Annotated in this window: 16 protein-coding genes; 6 read left to right on the top strand and 10 right to left on the bottom strand. The window is 66.9% G+C overall.

Going from position 1 to position 18,062, the window contains the following annotated elements:
* Positions 1 to 54: 54 nt before the first annotated feature.
* The 4 genes from F0U63_RS12540 to F0U63_RS12525 form a co-directional block, all read right to left on the bottom strand.
* Positions 55 to 312, bottom strand: a complete 258-nt coding sequence (locus F0U63_RS12540) for a hypothetical protein (RefSeq protein WP_395846121.1) — start codon at positions 310 to 312, stop codon at positions 55 to 57.
* A gap of 709 nt (positions 313 to 1,021) precedes the next feature.
* The gene (locus F0U63_RS12535; protein ID WP_395846120.1) at positions 1,022 to 1,621 is read right to left on the bottom strand and encodes a cupin domain-containing protein; all 600 of its coding nucleotides are present in this window, start codon (positions 1,619 to 1,621) and stop codon (positions 1,022 to 1,024) included.
* 40 nt (positions 1,622 to 1,661) lie between these two features.
* Complete coding sequence (locus tag F0U63_RS12530) at positions 1,662 to 2,600, bottom strand: transposase (protein ID WP_395846119.1); 939 nt, start codon at positions 2,598 to 2,600, stop codon at positions 1,662 to 1,664.
* Between the two features lie 265 nt (positions 2,601 to 2,865).
* Entirely contained in the window at positions 2,866 to 4,887 is a 2,022-nt protein-coding gene (locus F0U63_RS12525; RefSeq protein ID WP_395846118.1) for an NPCBM/NEW2 domain-containing protein, read from the bottom strand.
* A 389-nt stretch (positions 4,888 to 5,276) separates the two neighbouring features.
* Here F0U63_RS12525 and F0U63_RS12520 point away from each other — a divergent pair, with 389 nt between their 5' ends.
* On the top strand, positions 5,277 to 5,630 hold the full coding sequence (locus tag F0U63_RS12520) for a GNAT family N-acetyltransferase (protein ID WP_395846117.1): 354 nt from the start codon (positions 5,277 to 5,279) through the stop codon (positions 5,628 to 5,630).
* Between the two features lie 28 nt (positions 5,631 to 5,658).
* On the opposite strand, the gene F0U63_RS12515 is transcribed toward F0U63_RS12520, so the two are convergent.
* Complete coding sequence (locus tag F0U63_RS12515; protein WP_395848365.1) at positions 5,659 to 6,138, bottom strand: nitroreductase family protein; 480 nt, start codon at positions 6,136 to 6,138, stop codon at positions 5,659 to 5,661.
* Between F0U63_RS12515 and F0U63_RS12510 the strand changes: the two genes are divergently transcribed.
* A complete protein-coding gene (locus F0U63_RS12510) occupies positions 6,107 to 6,559 on the top strand; it encodes a TetR/AcrR family transcriptional regulator (RefSeq protein WP_395846116.1) in 453 nt (150 codons plus the stop codon). The genes F0U63_RS12515 and F0U63_RS12510 overlap by 32 nt on opposite strands.
* Here the strand turns inward: F0U63_RS12510 and F0U63_RS12505 are convergent.
* The 3 genes from F0U63_RS12505 to F0U63_RS12495 form a co-directional block, all read right to left on the bottom strand.
* Positions 6,460 to 9,069 carry a Ulp1 family isopeptidase gene (locus F0U63_RS12505; protein WP_395846115.1) on the bottom strand — a complete coding sequence of 870 codons (2,610 nt, stop codon included), beginning with the start codon at positions 9,067 to 9,069 and terminating at the stop codon, positions 6,460 to 6,462. The two genes, F0U63_RS12510 and F0U63_RS12505, sit on opposite strands and share 100 nt — an antisense overlap.
* Before the next feature lie 177 nt (positions 9,070 to 9,246).
* On the bottom strand, positions 9,247 to 10,473 hold the full coding sequence (locus tag F0U63_RS12500) for an ATP-binding protein (protein WP_395848364.1): 1,227 nt from the start codon (positions 10,471 to 10,473) through the stop codon (positions 9,247 to 9,249).
* 5 nt (positions 10,474 to 10,478) lie between these two features.
* Entirely contained in the window at positions 10,479 to 11,285 is an 807-nt protein-coding gene (locus F0U63_RS12495) for an alpha/beta fold hydrolase (protein ID WP_395846114.1), read from the bottom strand.
* A gap of 624 nt (positions 11,286 to 11,909) precedes the next feature.
* Here F0U63_RS12495 and F0U63_RS12490 point away from each other — a divergent pair.
* Genes F0U63_RS12490 through F0U63_RS12475 form a run of 4 tightly spaced genes read left to right on the top strand, consistent with a single transcriptional unit; the run spans position 11,910 to position 15,584 of the window.
* Positions 11,910 to 12,572, top strand: a complete 663-nt coding sequence (locus F0U63_RS12490; RefSeq protein WP_395846113.1) for an HAD family hydrolase — start codon at positions 11,910 to 11,912, stop codon at positions 12,570 to 12,572.
* A gap of 5 nt (positions 12,573 to 12,577) precedes the next feature.
* A complete protein-coding gene (locus F0U63_RS12485; protein ID WP_395846112.1) occupies positions 12,578 to 13,381 on the top strand; it encodes an STM4013/SEN3800 family hydrolase in 804 nt (267 codons plus the stop codon).
* Complete coding sequence (locus tag F0U63_RS12480) at positions 13,378 to 14,694, top strand: STM4012 family radical SAM protein (protein ID WP_395846111.1); 1,317 nt, start codon at positions 13,378 to 13,380, stop codon at positions 14,692 to 14,694. The genes F0U63_RS12485 and F0U63_RS12480 overlap by 4 nt, the downstream gene beginning before the upstream one ends.
* Positions 14,691 to 15,584, top strand: a complete 894-nt coding sequence (locus F0U63_RS12475; RefSeq protein WP_395848363.1) for an STM4011 family radical SAM protein — start codon at positions 14,691 to 14,693, stop codon at positions 15,582 to 15,584. Before F0U63_RS12480 ends, F0U63_RS12475 begins: the two co-directional genes overlap by 4 nt.
* Here F0U63_RS12475 and F0U63_RS12470 read toward each other — a convergent pair.
* Both F0U63_RS12470 and F0U63_RS12465 read right to left on the bottom strand, forming a co-directional pair.
* Positions 15,551 to 16,675, bottom strand: coding sequence for an STM4014 family protein (locus F0U63_RS12470; RefSeq protein WP_395846110.1), 1,125 nt, complete (start codon positions 16,673 to 16,675; stop codon positions 15,551 to 15,553). The genes F0U63_RS12475 and F0U63_RS12470 overlap by 34 nt on opposite strands.
* A gap of 12 nt (positions 16,676 to 16,687) precedes the next feature.
* Positions 16,688 to 18,052, bottom strand: a complete 1,365-nt coding sequence (locus F0U63_RS12465) for a WGR domain-containing protein (protein WP_395846109.1) — start codon at positions 18,050 to 18,052, stop codon at positions 16,688 to 16,690.
* Positions 18,053 to 18,062 lie beyond the last annotated feature (10 nt).

Here is an 18,062-nt window from a genome sequence, read left to right as displayed (position 1 = left end):
TCATTCAGAGCCGCCAGGTAGCACCCCGACTATGCTCTGCCTTCCTTACCTGGCTTAGCAGCCCGAGCCGGTGTCACACTGGTAGATGTAACAGCCTGGGGGAAGCGCCCTCGAGGTAGCTTGTTCCCGAGCCTTGTTGCAGGCCTTGTTGCACCCGCCCAGGAACGTCGTGGAGTACGTACCGGTGACCGTGGGCGGACAGGTGCCGGTGCCGTAGTTCTGAACCGTGCACGTCACCGTGCACGTCTTGCCTTGCTGCTGAACTGTTCCGTCCTCCTCCTCCGCCTGTCCCTGCTCTGGAGGCGTATTCATTCCCGGCTGGTTCTGGTCCGCGGGCTGCTCGCTTTGCTGCTGTTGGTTCGTGTCTTCCTCGCTAGCTCCACAGCCAGCCAGGCAGAGGCACGTGGCAGTAAAGAGCGATAACAGCAATGAACGCTGCTTCATGGCAACCTCCAAGCTCACACACGAAGTGGAACGACAGGTATCAAGCTACGAATGGAGGACAGCCAATCCAGTCATCGCCTCGAATGAGGATTCTTCCTTCCTGCTGAGTAGGCAGGCACCAGGGTGATGGCCGCATGATGCGTGCCTTGGGAATCCAAACAGATGGAGCCCCGCCCGCCCCGAAAGGGTCCGAAAGGTTGTCAAAGAACTCTCCGAGAGGGTGTCGCACGCCTCCCACCACCTCGTTCATCTCCGCACTGGGACGCAGCAATAGTCAGGAGACACCGTCTCACGCGCCCCTAGTTTCGAGTCATCTGACACCGTCTCAGTTTCAGGCTGGGGGGAACCTCATACCGGTAAGAATGGGGTCCCGCCCTGACGACCAGGGTCCAGCGCTCATCGGAAGAGTCATAGCGCAGGGATTCATCCATCGTGGGCAGACAGGCTCCCATCATCAATGACGACAGACGAATCCTCTTGAGCATGGTTCCCCTTCATCTGGCTGTGATGCCGCCCGACTCCGATCTCTCCGGAGGGGCGACCCCGTATAAAAGGGACTGAAGGAGGGCCGCTCTGCTTACCGCGCAGGCGTCACACCAGTCAGGCGGTCGAGGATGGCCTCCTGTCGCGGGAACATCCGCTTCAGCTCCGCGAGCTGCTCGGCCGTGGGGCGACGCGAGTCACGAGGGTCGAAGCCGGGAGCGAGGCTACAACTCACCAGCGCATACCCCGGCGACACCAGCTCCGCTCCGAACCACTGGTTGTGGGGCGCCACGGCCTGCAGTCGCTCGCCCTTGTCGAAGTCGCCGCCGACAGTCACCACGCTGTAGGTGCGCTCGATCGGATCAAAGACGTGAAGCCGGACGGCGCACCCCAGATGGAAGAACCACAGCTCGTCCTGATTGAGCGTGTGCAGCGCCAGGACCTCGTTCTGCCGCAGCATGAAGTAGTTCGCGGAGTAGAGGCCGCGGTCTCCATCGAAGCGCTCCGGGAGCGCGGCTTTCAGCGCGCGGTCATCACTGACGGAGGTCGGTGCCAACAAACCTCCCAGTTCCATGGGGGTCATCCCGAGCTTGTCGATCCAGTATTCCGCTGCCGGATCTTCCAGGGAAAAGAACACGGTGATCCCGATGATCTCGTTGCTCCCCTTCTCTCGCAGGAGCCCCTTCTGGGTCACGATCCGGACGTCCCGGCTCTGTCCATTCGCCGAGAGTGTGTCAAAGAACTCGAGCGACGCGACCTGGCACCATCCGCGGAGGGAAGGAGAAAGGCGGAAAGGGCGCTGCGACAGCCCCTCGCCCCCAGCGAGCCGCCGCCTCTCGGAACGCCGCGACGAAAGTCCGGTACTGCTCACGCAACTGCCGCAGTGCCTGGCGCGTGGAGGCATGCCCCAGAGGCCGCGGGCTGCGCTTGAGCTGCTCGGGCCGGGTATGCGGGTGCAGGGCCCTCACGGCTCTCGCCCCGAGAACGGGCTTGTTCCTTGCGCGCGCCTCGGCTTCCACTTCCTCCACCAGTGCCCGCACCGCACGCTGCCTCTCTTCCTCCCCCAGTCCTTTCCAACACGGCAGGGGCGCTACCTCCAACTCCACCGGCTCGGCCCATTCCTCCGCGAAGCGCCCCTCCCCCACTGCCAACTCCGGGCTTCCCCGTTTGCTCCAACGCTTCGTCCAGTTGAACCACTGGAACACTCGCCGCGCCGACCCCAGCAATTGCGGCAGACACGTCAGGCCCGGCCACTCAGCACTCCTCTCCACCAGCCCCTCCTTCACCCCGTGCGCCAGCACGTAGCGCAGCCGGCCCACCAGCGCCGTGTCGTCCAGCACCGGCTCCGCCGAGTACCGCCTCTCCCAAAAGCCGCCGCTCCAGTCCACCAGCCTGCCCACCTTCTTGGACAGGTTGGAGCGCAGGTACTGCATGAAGGAGGCGAGCGCGGCTCCCCGCGCCCACACCAACAGGTGGAAGTGGTTGGAAGCGAAGGTGAAGGCGTGCAGCCGGACGGTACCGGCGCTCTGTTGGACGGCTCGCGCCAGCACGCCTCCCACCACCTCGTTCATCTCCGCGCCGGGACGCAGCAACAGCCGTCCCTGGAAGCACCTGGACGTGACGAAATAGAGCCCCTCCTCCTGGAACATCCTCAACGGCCAGCCCATCCCCATCCCCCGCGAGCACTCCGCCGGACCGGATGCACCCCGTGGGCCAACTCCAAGTCCTCCGTTCTCGCTCGAGTCCCTCGTTTCGAATCCTCTGACACCGTCTCCGGCGCGCGGCTACGTGCGCGCGCCCGAGGGAGATCTCCGCTACCCCACGGTGTCGCTCGAGGCGTACGTGCTACCGCTGAGGAGCTGACGGGACCTCACCGCGCGCCCCTGCGTTGCGAGCCGTCTCCGGGGGCGGCGGGAGGGAGCCGCGAGCGGGAGCCCGCTACTGCACGGAGATCTTGTCGATATCGGGGGCCCATCCCGAGGCGTTGAAGAACTGGAGGGTGTTGGCGCCCGCCTGCAGGCTCACGGTGAACGACTGGTTGCCCGGGATGTCATAGCCTCCGGTGGCGCCCAGGTTGACGGTCGTGGTGGTGCCGCCGTTCACCCGGAAGGAGAGCGCGCGAGGCTCGGCCGTGCTGTAGGCGACGTTCAGGGTGTAGTTGCCGGCGGAGGGGACGGAGACGGCGTTGAAGGCCAGCGTGCCGCCATTGCCCAGGTAGCCCACCTTCTGGCCGCCGGAGCAGGAGGCGCACGAGGCCACCGCCGCTCCCCCCGCCACGGTGTTGCCGATGGCCTCGGCCTCGTACTCGTACGTCGAGCTGGTGCCACACGTGATGCGCGCGTTGGCCCAGTCCGCGTGATCGTAGGAGTCGCCATCTCCCGCGTCCGTCACGAGGAGCTTGAGCGTGGACCTGCCGGAGAGGTTGACGTTGAGGCTCCGGGTCGCGGTGGCGCCGCTCATCGTTCCGCTGTCGAAGAGCAGGGTGTTGTCGCCCCAGACCTGGAAGACGACGCTGCCGCTATTGCCCACCTCGTCATCCACGCCGATGTCCGCGGTGAAGGTCGAGCACCGGTTGTCGAGGTTGAAGTCCACCTCGGAGCCCGCATGGACACCCATGCCCTTGGCGTAGGTGATGCCATTGAGCGTGAGCGTGCGGCCGTCTCCGCTGGCCTGCTCGCCATTGCTGAGGTTGCGCTCGACGGGGCCCCAGCCGTTGGAGGCCAGCGACCAGGTGTCATCACCGAGGTAGGAGGTCCCATTGGGGACGGTGGCCTCGGTGCCGACGACCTTGAGCATCACCACCCCGTGGGAGGGGACGCTGGTGGTATAGCCGTTGGAGAACGAGCCCCGATCCGCCCGGGCCCACAGGTCGCGCACGCTGGCGCTCGCCGAGGTGAGCCCCAGGTCGCGCCAGTTGGCCGTGATGCTGGCCGACGTGTTGCTCCGGTTGAACAGCACCACGGCCCGCGCTCCGCGGCCCGACAGCTTCTTGGACCAGACCTGGAGGCCCGCGCCATTGTCGGCCACCTTGCTGCCCTGGACGCCGAGCGGATCCTGATCCACGGCGATGACCTCGGGGTTCATCAGGATGTTCCGGGTGGCCGTGTTCATGTTCGTCAGGTCATTGCCCATGATGAGCGGCGCGGCCATGAGCGACCACAGGCTGAAGTGCGCCTGGTACTCGGTGTCCGTCATGCCCGTGCCGCCCACGCCATTGGAGCCATAGAGGCCGACGATGAGCATGTCCGGATCGTTCCAGGCGCCCGGCCCCGCGGAGAACGCGTGCCGGGCATTGGCGTCGAGGATGCCGGTGAAGCTGCTCCAACTGTCCTGGATGTCGCCCGTGGTGCGCCAGAGGTTGCCGGTGCCCGGCCCCCAGATCCACGGCGACTGCTCGCCCCAGTTGCAGATGCTGAAGACGATGGGACGGCTCGCGTTGAGCAGCGCGTCACGCATCACGGCGTAGCTCGAGGGCGCGTCGTAGTTGGGCGTGTAGCACCAGTCGACCTTGACGTAGTCCACGCCCCAGGCGGCGTACTGGTTGGCGTCCTTGACCTCGTAGCCATGGCTGCCGGGCCGGCCCTGACACGTGGCGGTCCCGATGTCCGTGTAGAGGCCCAGCTTCAATCCCTTGGAATGGACGTAGTCCGCCAGCGCGGCGATTCCGCTGGGAAAGCGCGTGGCGTCCGCCACGATGTTGCCATTGGCGTCCCGGCCCACCTGCCAGCAATCATCGAGGTTGATGTATTGGTAGCCCGCGTCCTTGAGGCCACTGCTGACCATGGCGTCGGCCTGCCGCTTGATGAGTGTCTCGCTGATGTTGCAGGCGTACTTGTTCCAGCTGTTCCACCCCATGGGCGGGGTACGGACCAGACCATTGTCCAGGGCGTGGACCGGCAGCCCCAGCAGCGTGGACAGAGCAACGAGACCCAACTCGACACCGCGTGTGCGCATCCGCATGTATGACCTCTTCGCCTAAGGGGTCCTCCACGGACGGTGATGCCGCGCGTCAAACCATCCATGTCGGGAAAACCAGAATTAATTGATTTTCAATCATGGAACAAGCTCGAGAATGCGGCAGCTGCGTGGAGACATGGGGAATGGCGAATAGTGAACGCATGAGCTCCGAGAGGGTGTCAAAGAACTCGAGCTGAGAGGGTGTCTGAGAGGGTGTCAAAGAACTCGAGCGACGCGACCTGGCACCATCCGCGGAGGGAAGGAGAAAGGCGGAAAGGGCGCTGCGACATCCCCTCGCCCCCAGCAAGCTCCGAAAGGGTGTCCGAAAGGGTGTCAAAGAACTCGAGCGACGCCCCCGAGGGTGTCCCCGAGGGTGTCAAAGAACTCGATGGATGGGACCTGACAAGGAGACGTTCGTCGCCGAGGAGGACGGCGTCATCCTTGGCACCTACTACATGCGCCCGAACCAGGCAGGCGGAGGACGGCACGTTTGCAACTGCGGCTACATGACGAGCGCAACGGCCACTGGCCGAGGGGTCGCTCGTGGCATGTGCGAGCACTCGCTGGAGCACGCGCGGTCGCGAGGCTACCGGGCCATGCAATTCAACTTCGTCGTCAGCACGAACGAGCGCGCCGTGCGCCTCTGGCAGTCGCTAGGGTTTGAGGTCGTTGGCCGCCTGCCAGTCGCTTTCCGGCATCCGACAGCGGGCTATGTCGATGCGTTCGTAATGTATCAGCAACTCTGACTGAACGCCGGAGTCTCACTCCAAAGCGTCAGTGCACCACCACCGCCTCGGCGAGGCTTCGGCGAAGCCGTGGTTCCACGCGCGCGCTGGCGCTCTGATGGCCGACGGCGATGACCACCGGCACCACGCTACCGCACGGAAGCCCAAGCACCCGGCTCACCTTCATCGCGTCGAAGCCCTCCATGGGGCAGGTGTCGAGGCCGCGCGCGGCCGCGGCGAGCATCAACGTCTGCGCGGTGAAGAGGCTGTTGCGCGCGAGCCAGTGACGCACGCCCGAGGGCCCGAAAGGCAGCAACGAAAGCACCGGCACGAGGAAGGACACCACGATGCGCAGCGCACCCAAGAAGTGTGCCGGCGCGAAGCGGAAGAAGCGGCGCAACGTGAGGTGCGTGCGCGCATGGAACGCCACCGAACGCTCGGGATGTGACGAGCCGGGCCCCAGCGCGGCCTCGAGCTGTCCCAGGGTGCGCAGGGCGATGGCTCGCGAACTCACCACCACCAACGCCATCGCCGAGCGGGCGGGCGTGAACATCGCCTCGCTGTACCTGTACCAGTACTTCCCGAACAAGGCGGCCATCGTGGCCGAGTTGCGGCGCCGCCACCTCGAGCAGTTGCGCGGTTGCCATGAGGAGGGACCGCCGCCCAGGACGTTGCACGAGGCGCTCTGGGCGAGCGTGGAACCCCTCATCCGGCAGCGGAAGCCCAATGGGGAGACGATGGCAGAACCGAACTCGCCAGCACGACGGGACCACGCGGAAGGAGCGCAGCCGGGCGGGGTACAAGGACAGGGAGAGCCCGCCGTTGACCACCGTCCCCGCCACGCCCCGCTTCAGCTGTCCAGGGCCCGCAGGATGTTGCGACGAATCGTGACGTTGTCGAAACGCCCCCTCACCAGCGCCTGTCTGCCCTCCCCGATCGTCGCCGGATGATCAACGACCAGGCGCTCGATCGCGGCGCACACGAAGGGACCGCACTCGTGGCCGGACGGCTGCCGCGGGCCCACGAGCTGCGTCACCGAGGCCGCGCGCTGCAGGCCAAAGCAACGGCGCACCTGGGCCTTGACCTCTTCGGTGGGTGCGTCACCCAGGGAGTTGTAGACGAAGGCCGCGTTCACAGCCTGCCGTGGGAAGCGCACGGCGAGGATCCAGTGCGAGTTGTTCACGTTGAGCACCTGCACTTCGCAGTCGGCGTTCCCTCCATTGCGCACTTGATTCAGGTGGTTGGGGACGTTCCCGCCAGCACCAACGAACCGGCCAACGGGCACGTCGTAGCGGCAGTGCACGTTGCTGTTTCGCACCAGGGAGGCGACGTACGCGTCCATCACGCGGTCGTCGAGCCACTCCTCCTCGCTGTTCAGCATGTCCTTGTGGGACATCGTCAGCTTGACGCCTTCGACATCCTTCCAGGGCTTGACCGCGGAGAGCACGGGGGCCTTCGCCATGGGCTTCTTCACGGAAGCGGAGCTGGCAGACAGATACTCGCCGTAGACGTGGTCGCGCATCTCCTCCGGGGAGACCTTCGAGAGGTCGGCCTCCGGCCGCAGGAAGCGCAGCGCTCGATAGCAGCTCTCGAGGTCCTTGGCCTTCGTGATCTGCTCGATGACGCTCAGCGCCTGCACCAGCCTGGTGGCGTCCTCATCCTTCGCCGTCTTGAGCTTCAACCCGATGGCGTTCTTATCGGCGGCGGCGCTCTTCTGGAACGCCTTGAAGTCGGCGTGCGGATTCATGCTGTCGACCTTGTTGTTGTGGTCGACCTTGAGGCCCATGCGGCGGCTGTACTTCCACATCTTCGACCAGTAGACCTCCCGGAACTTTCCCACGGCCTCGGCGCCTTCGATGACGAAGCTGAACTCGGCGAGGGGGGAGGGGTACATGTTGTCGGACCCGATGAGGACCACCTCGTCGTCGATCATCAGGGCCTTCGCGTGGTTGCCCGGCCCGAATCCGATGGTGACGAGGTCCCCGTAGCTCTGCATCGCGTGGCCCTGGACGAACCCCGTCCAGCCTCGCCATGCGTCCGGCCAGATGTAATGGCCACGGTCCACCCCCTCCGCCCGGCAGAAGACCAACGGCGCGACCGTGCAGACATTGCCGATCGGAATCTTCGAGCCGGCGAACTTCGCGATCAGATCCCGCGCGAGCCTCGGGCTGTTGCCGTAGCTGTAGGGCGCGCCGCCCGAATCCTGCGCGTAACGGGCCGAGACGACGACGTTGATCTCGATGGGCCTCGGCGAAGCGAGCCGCTTCCCGAGGGCGTGACAGGCGTCGTGGTAGGCATCGGAGTATCCGATCATGCCCTTCCAGGCCGCGCTGACGAGATCCTGCTGCGAGACGCAGATGGACTCCTCCGCGCCAGCGATGAGCAGCCGCTTGGCAAGGTCGCTGCAGTACTGGAACCCGTGGGTCCCCGGAATCGCGGCGCCGGCCTGGACGCCATTGCCGGTCACGCCGTTCGCCTCGACGTCACCCCAGCGCCCGAGGCCCATGACGGCATCGGCGGGAACGTAGTCGTCACCCGGCTCGAGGTTGTTGTGTGGGTCCGCGTGGAACTCCCGCACGGCCTGCACCTGTTGCCGGGCAGTCAGCAGGTGATCCGGCTGGATGGCGACGAAACGGCGCGCATTCGCATCGTAGAAGTAGCCGTCCAGGAACTCGCTCGAGTGCGCCTTTTCCCAGAGCGACGACGCGAAGTCGTGCGCGAGTTGGGCGCCGTGCCCGAACACCTCGACGGAGAGGTCGTGGATGACCGGGGCCCTGGTGTACGAGACCTCGGCGTTCATGTTGTGGCCACCCGTGATGGCCCTCCAGCCGTCGGCGGCGACGATCTTCGAGTGATTCCACGTCTTGTTCTTGCTGGCGAACTTGTAGCTCCGGAACGCGACCCCCCGGTAGTCGGTCCCAAAGAGGATGATCACCTCACCGTTCTCCTTCGTCGCGTGCGCGCCAATGGCATTCTCGAGCGCGGTCTTGAAGGCGCTGGTCTCCGACTGAGGGGTCCCGCCGAAGAGCAGCCTGATGACGAGGGAGCCGGAGGAGCTGGAGGTACGCCACCCCTTCACCTTGTTGGCGATGGAATTGATGATCTTGGTGCCGACCTTCCCCCCTGGCGCGGGAACCTCGAGCGAGGTGATGTCAATCAGCTGGCTCGCGCCCTCGATGATGCCGCACCACTCGCCGACCAGTCCCCAGAAGGCGTCGCGCTCATCGAGGATCTTCTGGACGCGCGCCTTCTTGCCGCCCTCATTCCACGGCACGGCGCCGCTCTCCTTGATCTTCCAGTGCGCGGCGGTGTCGTCCTCCCAGATGTCGGGCGTGTGGAGGTAACGAACCCAGTTGCGGTGGGAGACGGAGCCGCCAGACGGCACGACCTGCTGCTTGCGGTGAATCCGGAAATCGGAGCCGGTGACCGACAACCCCCACACAGACCCGAAGCCGTCCATGAAGGTGCTGCCGCACTCCAAAAGGTCGCTCGCCAATTTCTTCAAGCGTTCGCCGGGCATATTGTCAAGGATAAGAAAAACAACCCGCCGTTTGCAAGCCGGTCGGGTGCAGAACGCATCGGGAGGACAGGAGCCGTGTTGGGGGAGCCGCGGGACACCCTCCTCCAGGGCGGACCGTCACTCACCCGGCGGACTGGTCTGTTGTTTCAAGGGCAGGAGGAGCGTGAACTGGGTGCCGCGGCCCGGCTCCGACTCGACCGAGATGGAGCCATTGTGGTTCTCCACCACCTTGCGGCAGATGGCGAGCCCCGCACCTATCCCAGGGGTGTCTGGGTTCAGCTTCCTGAGCACCTCGAACACATGGGAGCGGTAAAGGGGGTCGAAACCAATCCCGTTGTCCGTGAAGGTGATCCGCGCGAAGTCGGTGTAGTGATACCTGTCCTTGATGGACCGGAAGCTGTTGTGCTCGATGAGCTGGCACCCGATGTCGAGCCGCGACTCCCCACGGGGTTTGCGGAACTTGGCCGCGTTGTCGATCAGGTGGAAGAAGAGCAACATCAACTGACGCCGCCGGCCCTGGATGACGGGAAGGGGATCGCACCGCAGCGACAACGTGGAGGGCCCGCCCAGCTCCAACACCCGGTGCCGGGCACTTCCCAGCACCTCGAGCAGATCCACGTCCTCGATCGGCTCGTCGAGCACGTCCAGCGCCATGAATTGATGCAGCCCCATCACCAGCTGCTCCATCTTCACGCTGACGCTCTTGATGCGCTCGAGCGAATGCTGGCCCGTCACCGACAGGCCCTCCCGGTCCTCCCGGGTGAAGAGACAGGCGAACATGGCGAGCTGCCGGGCGGGCTGCCGCAGATCCTGCGCCAGGGCGGTGCTCACCCGGGTGAGATCCTGGTTGCGCTGCTCGAGCTGGCTGAGCTTCTGGTCGAGATCCCGGGCATGCACCTCCACGGCCTGACGGGCTCGGTTGAGCGCCTCGTCGCTCCGCAGGGCCTCTTCCGCCACCCGCTTCGACTTCAGCAGCTCGTCCTCATACTTGCCGCGCTCGCGCACCGACATGAAAGCGCAGTGATGGAGGACGCCGTCCTCGTGTTCCTTGCGGATGGCGTTGAGGAGCACGGGGATGGACCCGCCGCCCTTGGAGCGCAGCGGGAGCTGGATCTCGTCCGCCCGGCCCTGCATGCGCAGCAGCGGGAAGACGTGGGTCTCGCAGAACATGCGGCCCGCGAGCGTCAGGAGCGTCGTCATGGGACGGCCCAGCAGCTCGTCGCGGGTATAACCCAGCAGGTCCAGCAACGTGTCGTTGACGGCCACGAGCGCGCCATCGCCGTCATACGAGAAGAGGCCGCACGGCGCGCAGCGCAGCAACTCCTCCATGGGGAAGGTGGGCATGGGCTTCACGCCGAGCACAGGTACTCCTTGATGAGTCCGGTGGTCTCCTCCGGATCACTCATGTGGGGACAGTGCCCTGTCGCCCGCATGATGCGCAAGGTACTCTGGGGCAGGTGGCGGTGGACGTATTCGCCCACCGAGACGGGCGCGAGCAGATCCTCCGAGCACTGGAGGATGAGCGAGGGAACCTTGAGCTTGGGCAGATCCCGCCGGTTGTCCGCGAAGAACGTCACCTCCGCGAACCGCCGGGCGATGATGGGATCCGTGGAGCAGAAGCTCTCGTTGAGCTCCGAGGTGAGCTCTGGCCGGTCCGGGTTCCTCATGACGAGGGGTGACAGGAGGCTCGCCCAGCCGATGTAATTCCTATCCATCGTGTCCAGGAGCTCCTCGAGATCCTTGCGCTCGAAACCGCCCACATAGTCGGGCGCCTCGTTGACGTAGCGGGGCGAAGGGCTCACGAGGACGAGGCGGTGGAAGCGCTGGGGCTCCTTGACGGCGGCCAGCAGGGAGATCATGGCGCTGACCGAGTGCCCGACGAGGGTGACGTCCTTCAGGTCGAGCGCCGCGCAGATGTCGAGGATGTCCTGCGCGTAACCGTTCAGGTTGGAGTAGCGCTCGGGGTTGTAGGCCCGGAGATCCGAGCGGCCCGAGCCGACGTAGTCGAACAGGACGAGCCGGTAGTCCTCCGCGAAGGAGGGGGCCACGAAGCGCCACATGTTCTGGTCGCAACCGAAACCATGGGCGAACAACATCGGGCGCGACCCCTGGCCCATGAGCTTGACGTTGTTCCTGACGAGAATGTTCGAGTTCATGTCGTTCGAGGCCCGGGGGAGCGCTCCCCTTCACGGGGAGAGAAGATTCTTGTGCGGCAATCCGGCCTCGCTGTGAACCGTAGGCGAGGGCAACTGTGAGATAGGGAGCATTCTCGCGAATGTCCGATCAACTTCTTCGACACATTCATGTTTCTCAATCCCTGACAGATTCTCCACACGACAGTCCGAGACCTCTTCAACCCCGTCCGCGAGCATACCTCGAAGGCCCCGGAGGAGTCCCATCGGCCGGACCCAGGACGGCCCACGGGTCGCCGGCAGCGCGGTGCTCCCCCACGTCTACCTGGGCCTCGTCCATGGGTCCCAGCGCTCAATCACCTGCCCAGCCCCGAACGGATCCCGCGAACTCTCGCAGGGTGCCTTCAATGCAGTCTGGAGGGCTTGCTCCAGCCATTTCACACATTGCCTGTCAACATACGCCGCCTCCCCATTCTTGATGATTCGCCATGCACTTTTGTCTTCACCCTTCTCGTCAAAGACTCACCAGGGTCTGACCTTCGAATAGCGAGAGGAACGCCGTCATTATCCCCGCGAGGGAACGCGGAGGCTGGCCTGGACCATGGAGGTCGGCGTATCCTGCGCTCCCCAGCAGGAGGAGTTTCGCGGATGCGGCCCCGGGCCGTCTTTTTCGATCTCGATGACACCCTCATCGACCGTGCCGGTGCCTTCGCGCGCTACCTCGAGGATCTCCTCTCCCGTCACCCGGCCGCCTTCCCCCCGGAGCGCCGGAACGAGGACGTGGCCACCCTGCACGCGCTCGATGGGCGGGGCTACACCGACCGGACCCTCTTCTTCCGCCAGGTCCCCCTCGCCTTCCCGCGCCTGTCCCTCTCCGCCGAGGCCCTCTGGGAGGACTTCGCCCACCGGCTGCCCTCCTTCATCCAACCCCAGCCCGGCATCCGTGCACTCGTGGAGTGGGTGAAAGCCCGCTTCACGGTGGCCGTGGTGTCCAACGGCTCCTCGCGCATGCAGCGCGCCAAGCTCGCGCGCGCGGGACTCGAGGACGTGCTGCCCGATGTCTTCCTCTCCGGCGAAGTGGGCGCGAGCAAGCCGGACCCGCGCATCTTCGCCGCGGCGCTCGCCCGCGTCGGCCATGCACCCGGCGAGGTGCTCCACGTCGGAGATGACCCGGTGCGAGACATCGCCGGGGCGGCCCTCATGGGAATGTCCTCCTGCTGGATCTCCGGCGGGCGCGACTGGCCCGGCGAGCTGCCTCCCCCCACCTTCACCGTGAGCCGTGTCGAAGCGCTCACCCAGGTGCTCTCGTGACGGACATGAACGCCCTGGTCGGCACACACGATCTGCTCTTCCTCACCCTCGACACCCTGCGCCTCGACGTGGCCGAGGAGACGCTCGCCCAGGGCAGGACGCCCCACCTCGCGGCCCTCCTCCCCGGCGGACGATGGGAGCGGCGGCACTCGCCCGCCAGCTTCACCTACGCCGCCCATCACGCCTTCTTCGCCGGCTTCCTGCCCACCCCCGCCGAGCCTGGCCGCCACTCCCGCCTCTTCGCCGCCCGCTTCCAGGGCAGCGAGACCACCGACCCGGGCACCTGCGTCTTCGATGCGCCCGACATCGTCTCCGGCCTCGCCGGGCGCGGCTACCACACCGTCTGTATTGGCGGCGTGGGCTTCTTCAACAAGCTCAACCCCCTGGGCAGCGTCCTCCCCGGCCTCTTCGCCGAGAGCCACTGGAGCCCCGAGACGGGCGTGCGCGATCCCCGCTCCACCGAGAATCAGGTCCGCCTCGCCGTGCGGCGGCTCGACGCCCTGCCACGCGAGCGCCGGGTGTTCCTCTTCCTCAACGTCTCCGCCCTCCACCAGCCCAACTATTTCTACCTGCCGGGCGCCACCGGGGACTCGCGCGACTCGCACGCGGCGGCGCTCGCCTACGTGGACAGCCAACTGCCTCCCCTCTTCGCCGCCCTGCGCCGCCGGGGGCCTTCCTTCTGCATCGTCTGCTCGGACCACGGCACGGCGTACGGGGAGGACGGCTACTCCGGTCACCGGATCGGCCACCCGGTGGTATGGACGGTGCCCTACGCGGAGTTTCCGCTGCCCGGAGAGCCCGAGTCATGACGCGCCTGGAGACGATGCTCGGAGGATCGCCCTACGTGGCGTACCTCTATGGCTATCCGCACAAGACGGCCTACCGGCCCCTCACGCCCGCGCCCTCGCTGGAGTCCGTCTGGGCCCGGGAGCGGCGCGAGGCCCTCTTCCTCTACCTGCACATCCCCTTCTGCGAGATGCGCTGCGGCTTCTGCAACCTCTTCACCGCCGCCGGTCCCAAGGAGGACGTCGTCCAGGGCTACCTCCAGGCACTGGCCCGGGAGGCGCGCCGGGTGAAGGAGGCGCTCGGCCCCACCACCTTCGCGCGCATCGCCGTGGGCGGCGGCACCCCCACCCTGCTCGACGTGGCCGGGCTGCACTCCGTCTTCGACCTCGCCGAGCAGCTCATGGGCGCCGACCCGCACCGCCTCCCCGTCTCCGTGGAGGTCTCTCCCGAGACGGTGGACGCCGCCAAGGTGGCCGCCCTGCACTCGCGCGGCGTGGACCGGGTGAGCATCGGCGTGCAGAGCTTCCTCGAGTCCGAGGTCGCCTCGGTCAAGCGGCCCCAGAAGACGGCCCAGGTGGAGTCCACGTTGGATCTGCTGCGCTCGGCGGGCTTCCCCACGCTCAACATCGATCTCATCTACGGCATGGAGGCCCAGACCGAGGAGACGTGGCTCGCCTCGCTGCGCGCCGCCCTCCGCTTCTCCCCCGAGGAGCTCTACCTCTACCCCCTCTATGTCCGGCCCCTCACCTTCCTCGGCAAGAAGGCGCGGGCGTGGGATGACCAGCGGCTCGCCCTCTACCGCGCCGGCCGCGACTTCCTGCGCTCCGAGGGCTACACCCAGGTGTCCATGCGCATGTTCCGCGCCCGCCACGCCCCCTCCGCGGAGGGGCCCGTGTACCGCTGCCAGGAGGATGGAATGGTGGGGCTCGGATGCGGGGCGCGCTCGTACACCGAGCGTGTGCACTACTCGTCCGAGTACGCCGTGGGCTCGCGCGAGGTGCGCTCCATCATCGCCGCCTACAGCGAGCGGACCGAGGCCTCCTTCGGCGAGGTGGGCTACGGCTTCCTCCTGGACGAGGCGGAACAGCGCCGGCGCCACATGCTGCTGTCCCTGCTCGCCGAGGGCGTGGAGTTCGCCGCCTACCGCCAGCGCTTCGGCACCGAGGCGCTCGCGGACTTCCCGGAGCTGGCCGAGCTGGAGACGCATGGCCTCGCGCGGCGCACCCCGGAGGCGCTGCGCCTCACGGACGCGGGCGTGGAGCGCTCGGATCTCCTCGGCCCCTGGCTGCACTCGGAGCCGGTGCGCGCGTTGATGGAGGGGTACTCGTGGCGATGAAGCTCACCGTGCTCTACCGGGGTCCGCTGTCGAGCTGCAACTTCGGCTGCGAGTACTGCCCCTTCGGCAAGTGGAAGCAGGACGACGCGGAGCTCACCGAGGATCGCGCGGGCGTCGAGCGCTTCGTGGACTGGGTCGAGTCCCGCCCCTACCCCGTGTCCGTGTTCTTCACCCCGTGGGGCGAGGGCCTCATCCGCCCCTGGTATCAGGAGGCCCTGGTGCGGCTCACCCGGATGCCCCACGTGGAGCGGGCCGCCATCCAGACGAACCTCTCCTGCACGCTGGAGTGGGTGGAGCGCTGCCAGCCGGAGAAGCTCGGCATCTGGGCCACCTTCCACCCCGAGTGGATGAAGCGGCGGCGCTTCGTGGCGCAGTGCGAGCGGTTGAGCGCCCTGGGCGTGCGCTACAGCGCGGGCATGGTGGGCTTCCGCCGCTTCGCCGGGGAGGCCGAGGCCCTGCGCCGCGAGCTGCCCGACGACGTGTACCTGTGGATCAACGCCGTCAAGGACGGCAAGGAGGAGCGCTACACCCCCGAGGACGTGGAGCGCTTCTCCCGCGTCGATCCCCTCTTCCCCCTCAACAACACCCACCACCCGAGCCTCGGCAAGGCGTGCCGCACCGGAGAGAACGTCATCTCCGTGGACGGAGCGGGCTCGGCGCGCCGGTGCCACTTCGTGCGCGAGTTCCTCGGCAACATCTACGAGCCCGGCTTCGAGCAGGTGCTGCGCCCGCGCCCGTGCGCCAAGGAGACGTGCGGGTGTCACATCGGCTACGTGCACCTGGACTACCTGGAGCTGGACCGGGTGTTCGGCTCGGGCATCCTCGAGCGCGTGCCGGTGGAGCCCCTCTGGCGGGCTCAGCGCAGCGCCTCGCGGATCTCCCACTCGTAGACGGAGAGCCCGTCGCGCCGCAGGTTGGGCAGCAGGTCTCCGAAGGCGTTGGCCTCCAGGATGGCATGGCCCTGGAAGTACGCCTCGTACATGAGATCGATGCCCACGTGCAGGCAGTCATGGGCCCGGGCCACCTGGCGGCACGTCTCCATCGCCGCCTCCAGCTCGCGCGGAGGCACCGCCGCGAGGAAGGCGTCCAGGTCGCCGCGCTTGCCCCCCAGGTGCAGGTTGGTGATGGGGTGGCGGCTCTGACGGATGACGGTGAAGGCCGGCTCGCCCCCCACCGCCAGCACCCGGCAGTCGAAGAACTCCCCGCGCAGCCGCGCCTTGGGCAGGGCCCGCTCCACCTGCGAGCCCTCGCGCAGGAGGAACTCCAGGGCGTCCTCCACCCGCCGGGGCTCCCTCAGGCGGCGCACCTTGAGCGAGTTGTACCAGCCGGTGTCCGTCTGCTCGAGGGTGGTGAACAGCGACTCGTCCGAGCGGTCCAGCCGGAAGATGCCCAGGCACGACGCCGAGGAGCCACACGAGAGCTTCACGAATGCCTCGCGCCAGCCCTCCTCCCGCATCCGCGTCCGCAGCGACTCCACGTCCGTGATGCCCTCCAGCGACGGCGGCACCGGAATGCCCCGCGCCGCGTACTTCCGCGAGGTGACTCGCTTGTCGAAGAGCTCCGCGATGCTCGCGGGCGAGGAGAGCACCCGCCAGCGGGGGTGCTCGGCGAAGATGGCCTCCAACTGGCGCAGCGTCCGCAGGAAGCCCAGGTGGTACTGCCTCGGGCAGAGGATGCGCCCGTGGTCCTCGGGAAGGGCGTCAATCTGCTCGGGCGTGAGCACGGCGCACCCGAACTCCCGCGCGTCCTCGTGGCCCCGCTTCAGCAGCGCCTTCTCCACCTCGAAGCTCTCGCCCGCGGCGTCGATGCGCACGAGCCGCTCGGTGTCCGGCAGGTCCGCGAGCACGGCTGGCTCGCGCAGCAGCTCCCGCCAGGGCACCACCTGCGCGGGAGGAAGGCCCCGGGCGGCCAGGGCCGCCTGGAAGAGCGTGACGCGCCGGTTCTCCGGATTGCCGATGAGAAGGAACGGCGGCGCGCCCATCCGTTCCTCCCGCTACTCGCCCACCGCCACGTAGCGGTCCTCGTCGTCGCCGTAGTCGTCGCGCTGGTTGCCGTGCGCCACGTACTCGCCCAGCGCCGCCATGCGCTTCTGGCCCTCGTCCGACAAGAGGTTCTCCGTCACGTCCAGGCGCTTGAGGTGCTTGAAGGCCGCCGCGTTCTCCGCCAGCGTCTGCGCGCCCTCGTCCGTCAGCGTGCCCATGGACAAGTCCAACGTCTCGAGCTGGGAGAGGATCTTCGCGCGCGGCAGCGCCTTGCACAGCTCGTTGGTGAACTCCGCGTTGCGCAGCCCCAGGTGCTTGAGCGCCGGCACGCCCTTGCCGTCGAGCAGCGGCTGGATGTCGTCCACGCCGCCTCCCGCGCCGTAGTTCTCCGAGCCGAACCACACCTCCAGCCGCTCCAGCTTCGGCCAGTTCGCCTTCACGATGGACTGGACCGCCTCCAGCGGAACCCCGCCCGACTCCACGGTGAACTCACGCAGCTCCGGCAGGTTCACCTCGCCCATCTTGAGCGAGCCTCCGCGCAGCTTCAGCGAGCGCAGCTTTGGAAAGGACGCGTACAGCGGCGAGATGTCTTCCACGTACGACCAGGAGATCTCCGTCTCGTCCGGATACTCGAAGTCGCCGATGAAGAGCGTCTCCAGCGTGGGGCACTTCGTCTCCGCCAGAGCCGAGATGACGCCGCCGTAGTAGTTCTCTCCCTCGAAATCCACCATGCCCACGGTGAGCTCGCGCAGGAAGCGGGCCGAGGGCAGCGCCATGAGCTGCTTCACCGCCTCGGGGACGTCCAACTCCGAGTCGTAGTCCCCCCGGGCCATGCGGGCGCTCTGGATGAAGCCGAAGCGCCACCCCACGTCCACCTCGTTCTCCGCCTTGTCCGCCAGCTTCCCCAGCAGGTACTTCTTGTACTTGCGCACCAGCGCCGACGCCTGACGCTTGAGATTCGTGGCCTCCTCGCCCGAGGCCTGATGCGCCGCGCACTGCAGGGCAATCAGCTCGCCGCGAGGGTCTCCCTGGCTCTGCAGCCAGTCGCCATAGACGAGGTAGCCCTCCACGTTGTCCGGGTCCTTCTCGATCGCCGCCTCGAGCTCCGGGTTGCGTTTGGCCAGGCTCGACGAGTCGCCGCCCTCCTCGTCCTCCCCGGGCGCCTCCTGGCCCTCGGCCAGCTCGTAGCCCTTCTTCGTCTTCTCGGCGATGAGCTTGTCGTGCTCGCGCTTCGCCTCGATGGCGTTGGAGAAGTTCTGCGTCTTCTCCTGGCCCTTCGTCCCGATCTTCCCCCAGCGCGTGGTGAAGCTGCTGCCCGAGAGGGTGATCTCCCAGAACTTGCTGGAGCTCCCCTCCTTGAACTCGTAAAGCGGCATGTGGTTCCCC

The sequence above is a fragment of the Cystobacter fuscus genome (assembly GCF_044360685.1).
Taxonomy (GTDB): Bacteria; Myxococcota; Myxococcia; order Myxococcales; family Myxococcaceae; genus Cystobacter; species Cystobacter fuscus_C.
This window is presented reverse-complemented; position numbering and strand designations above follow the sequence as displayed.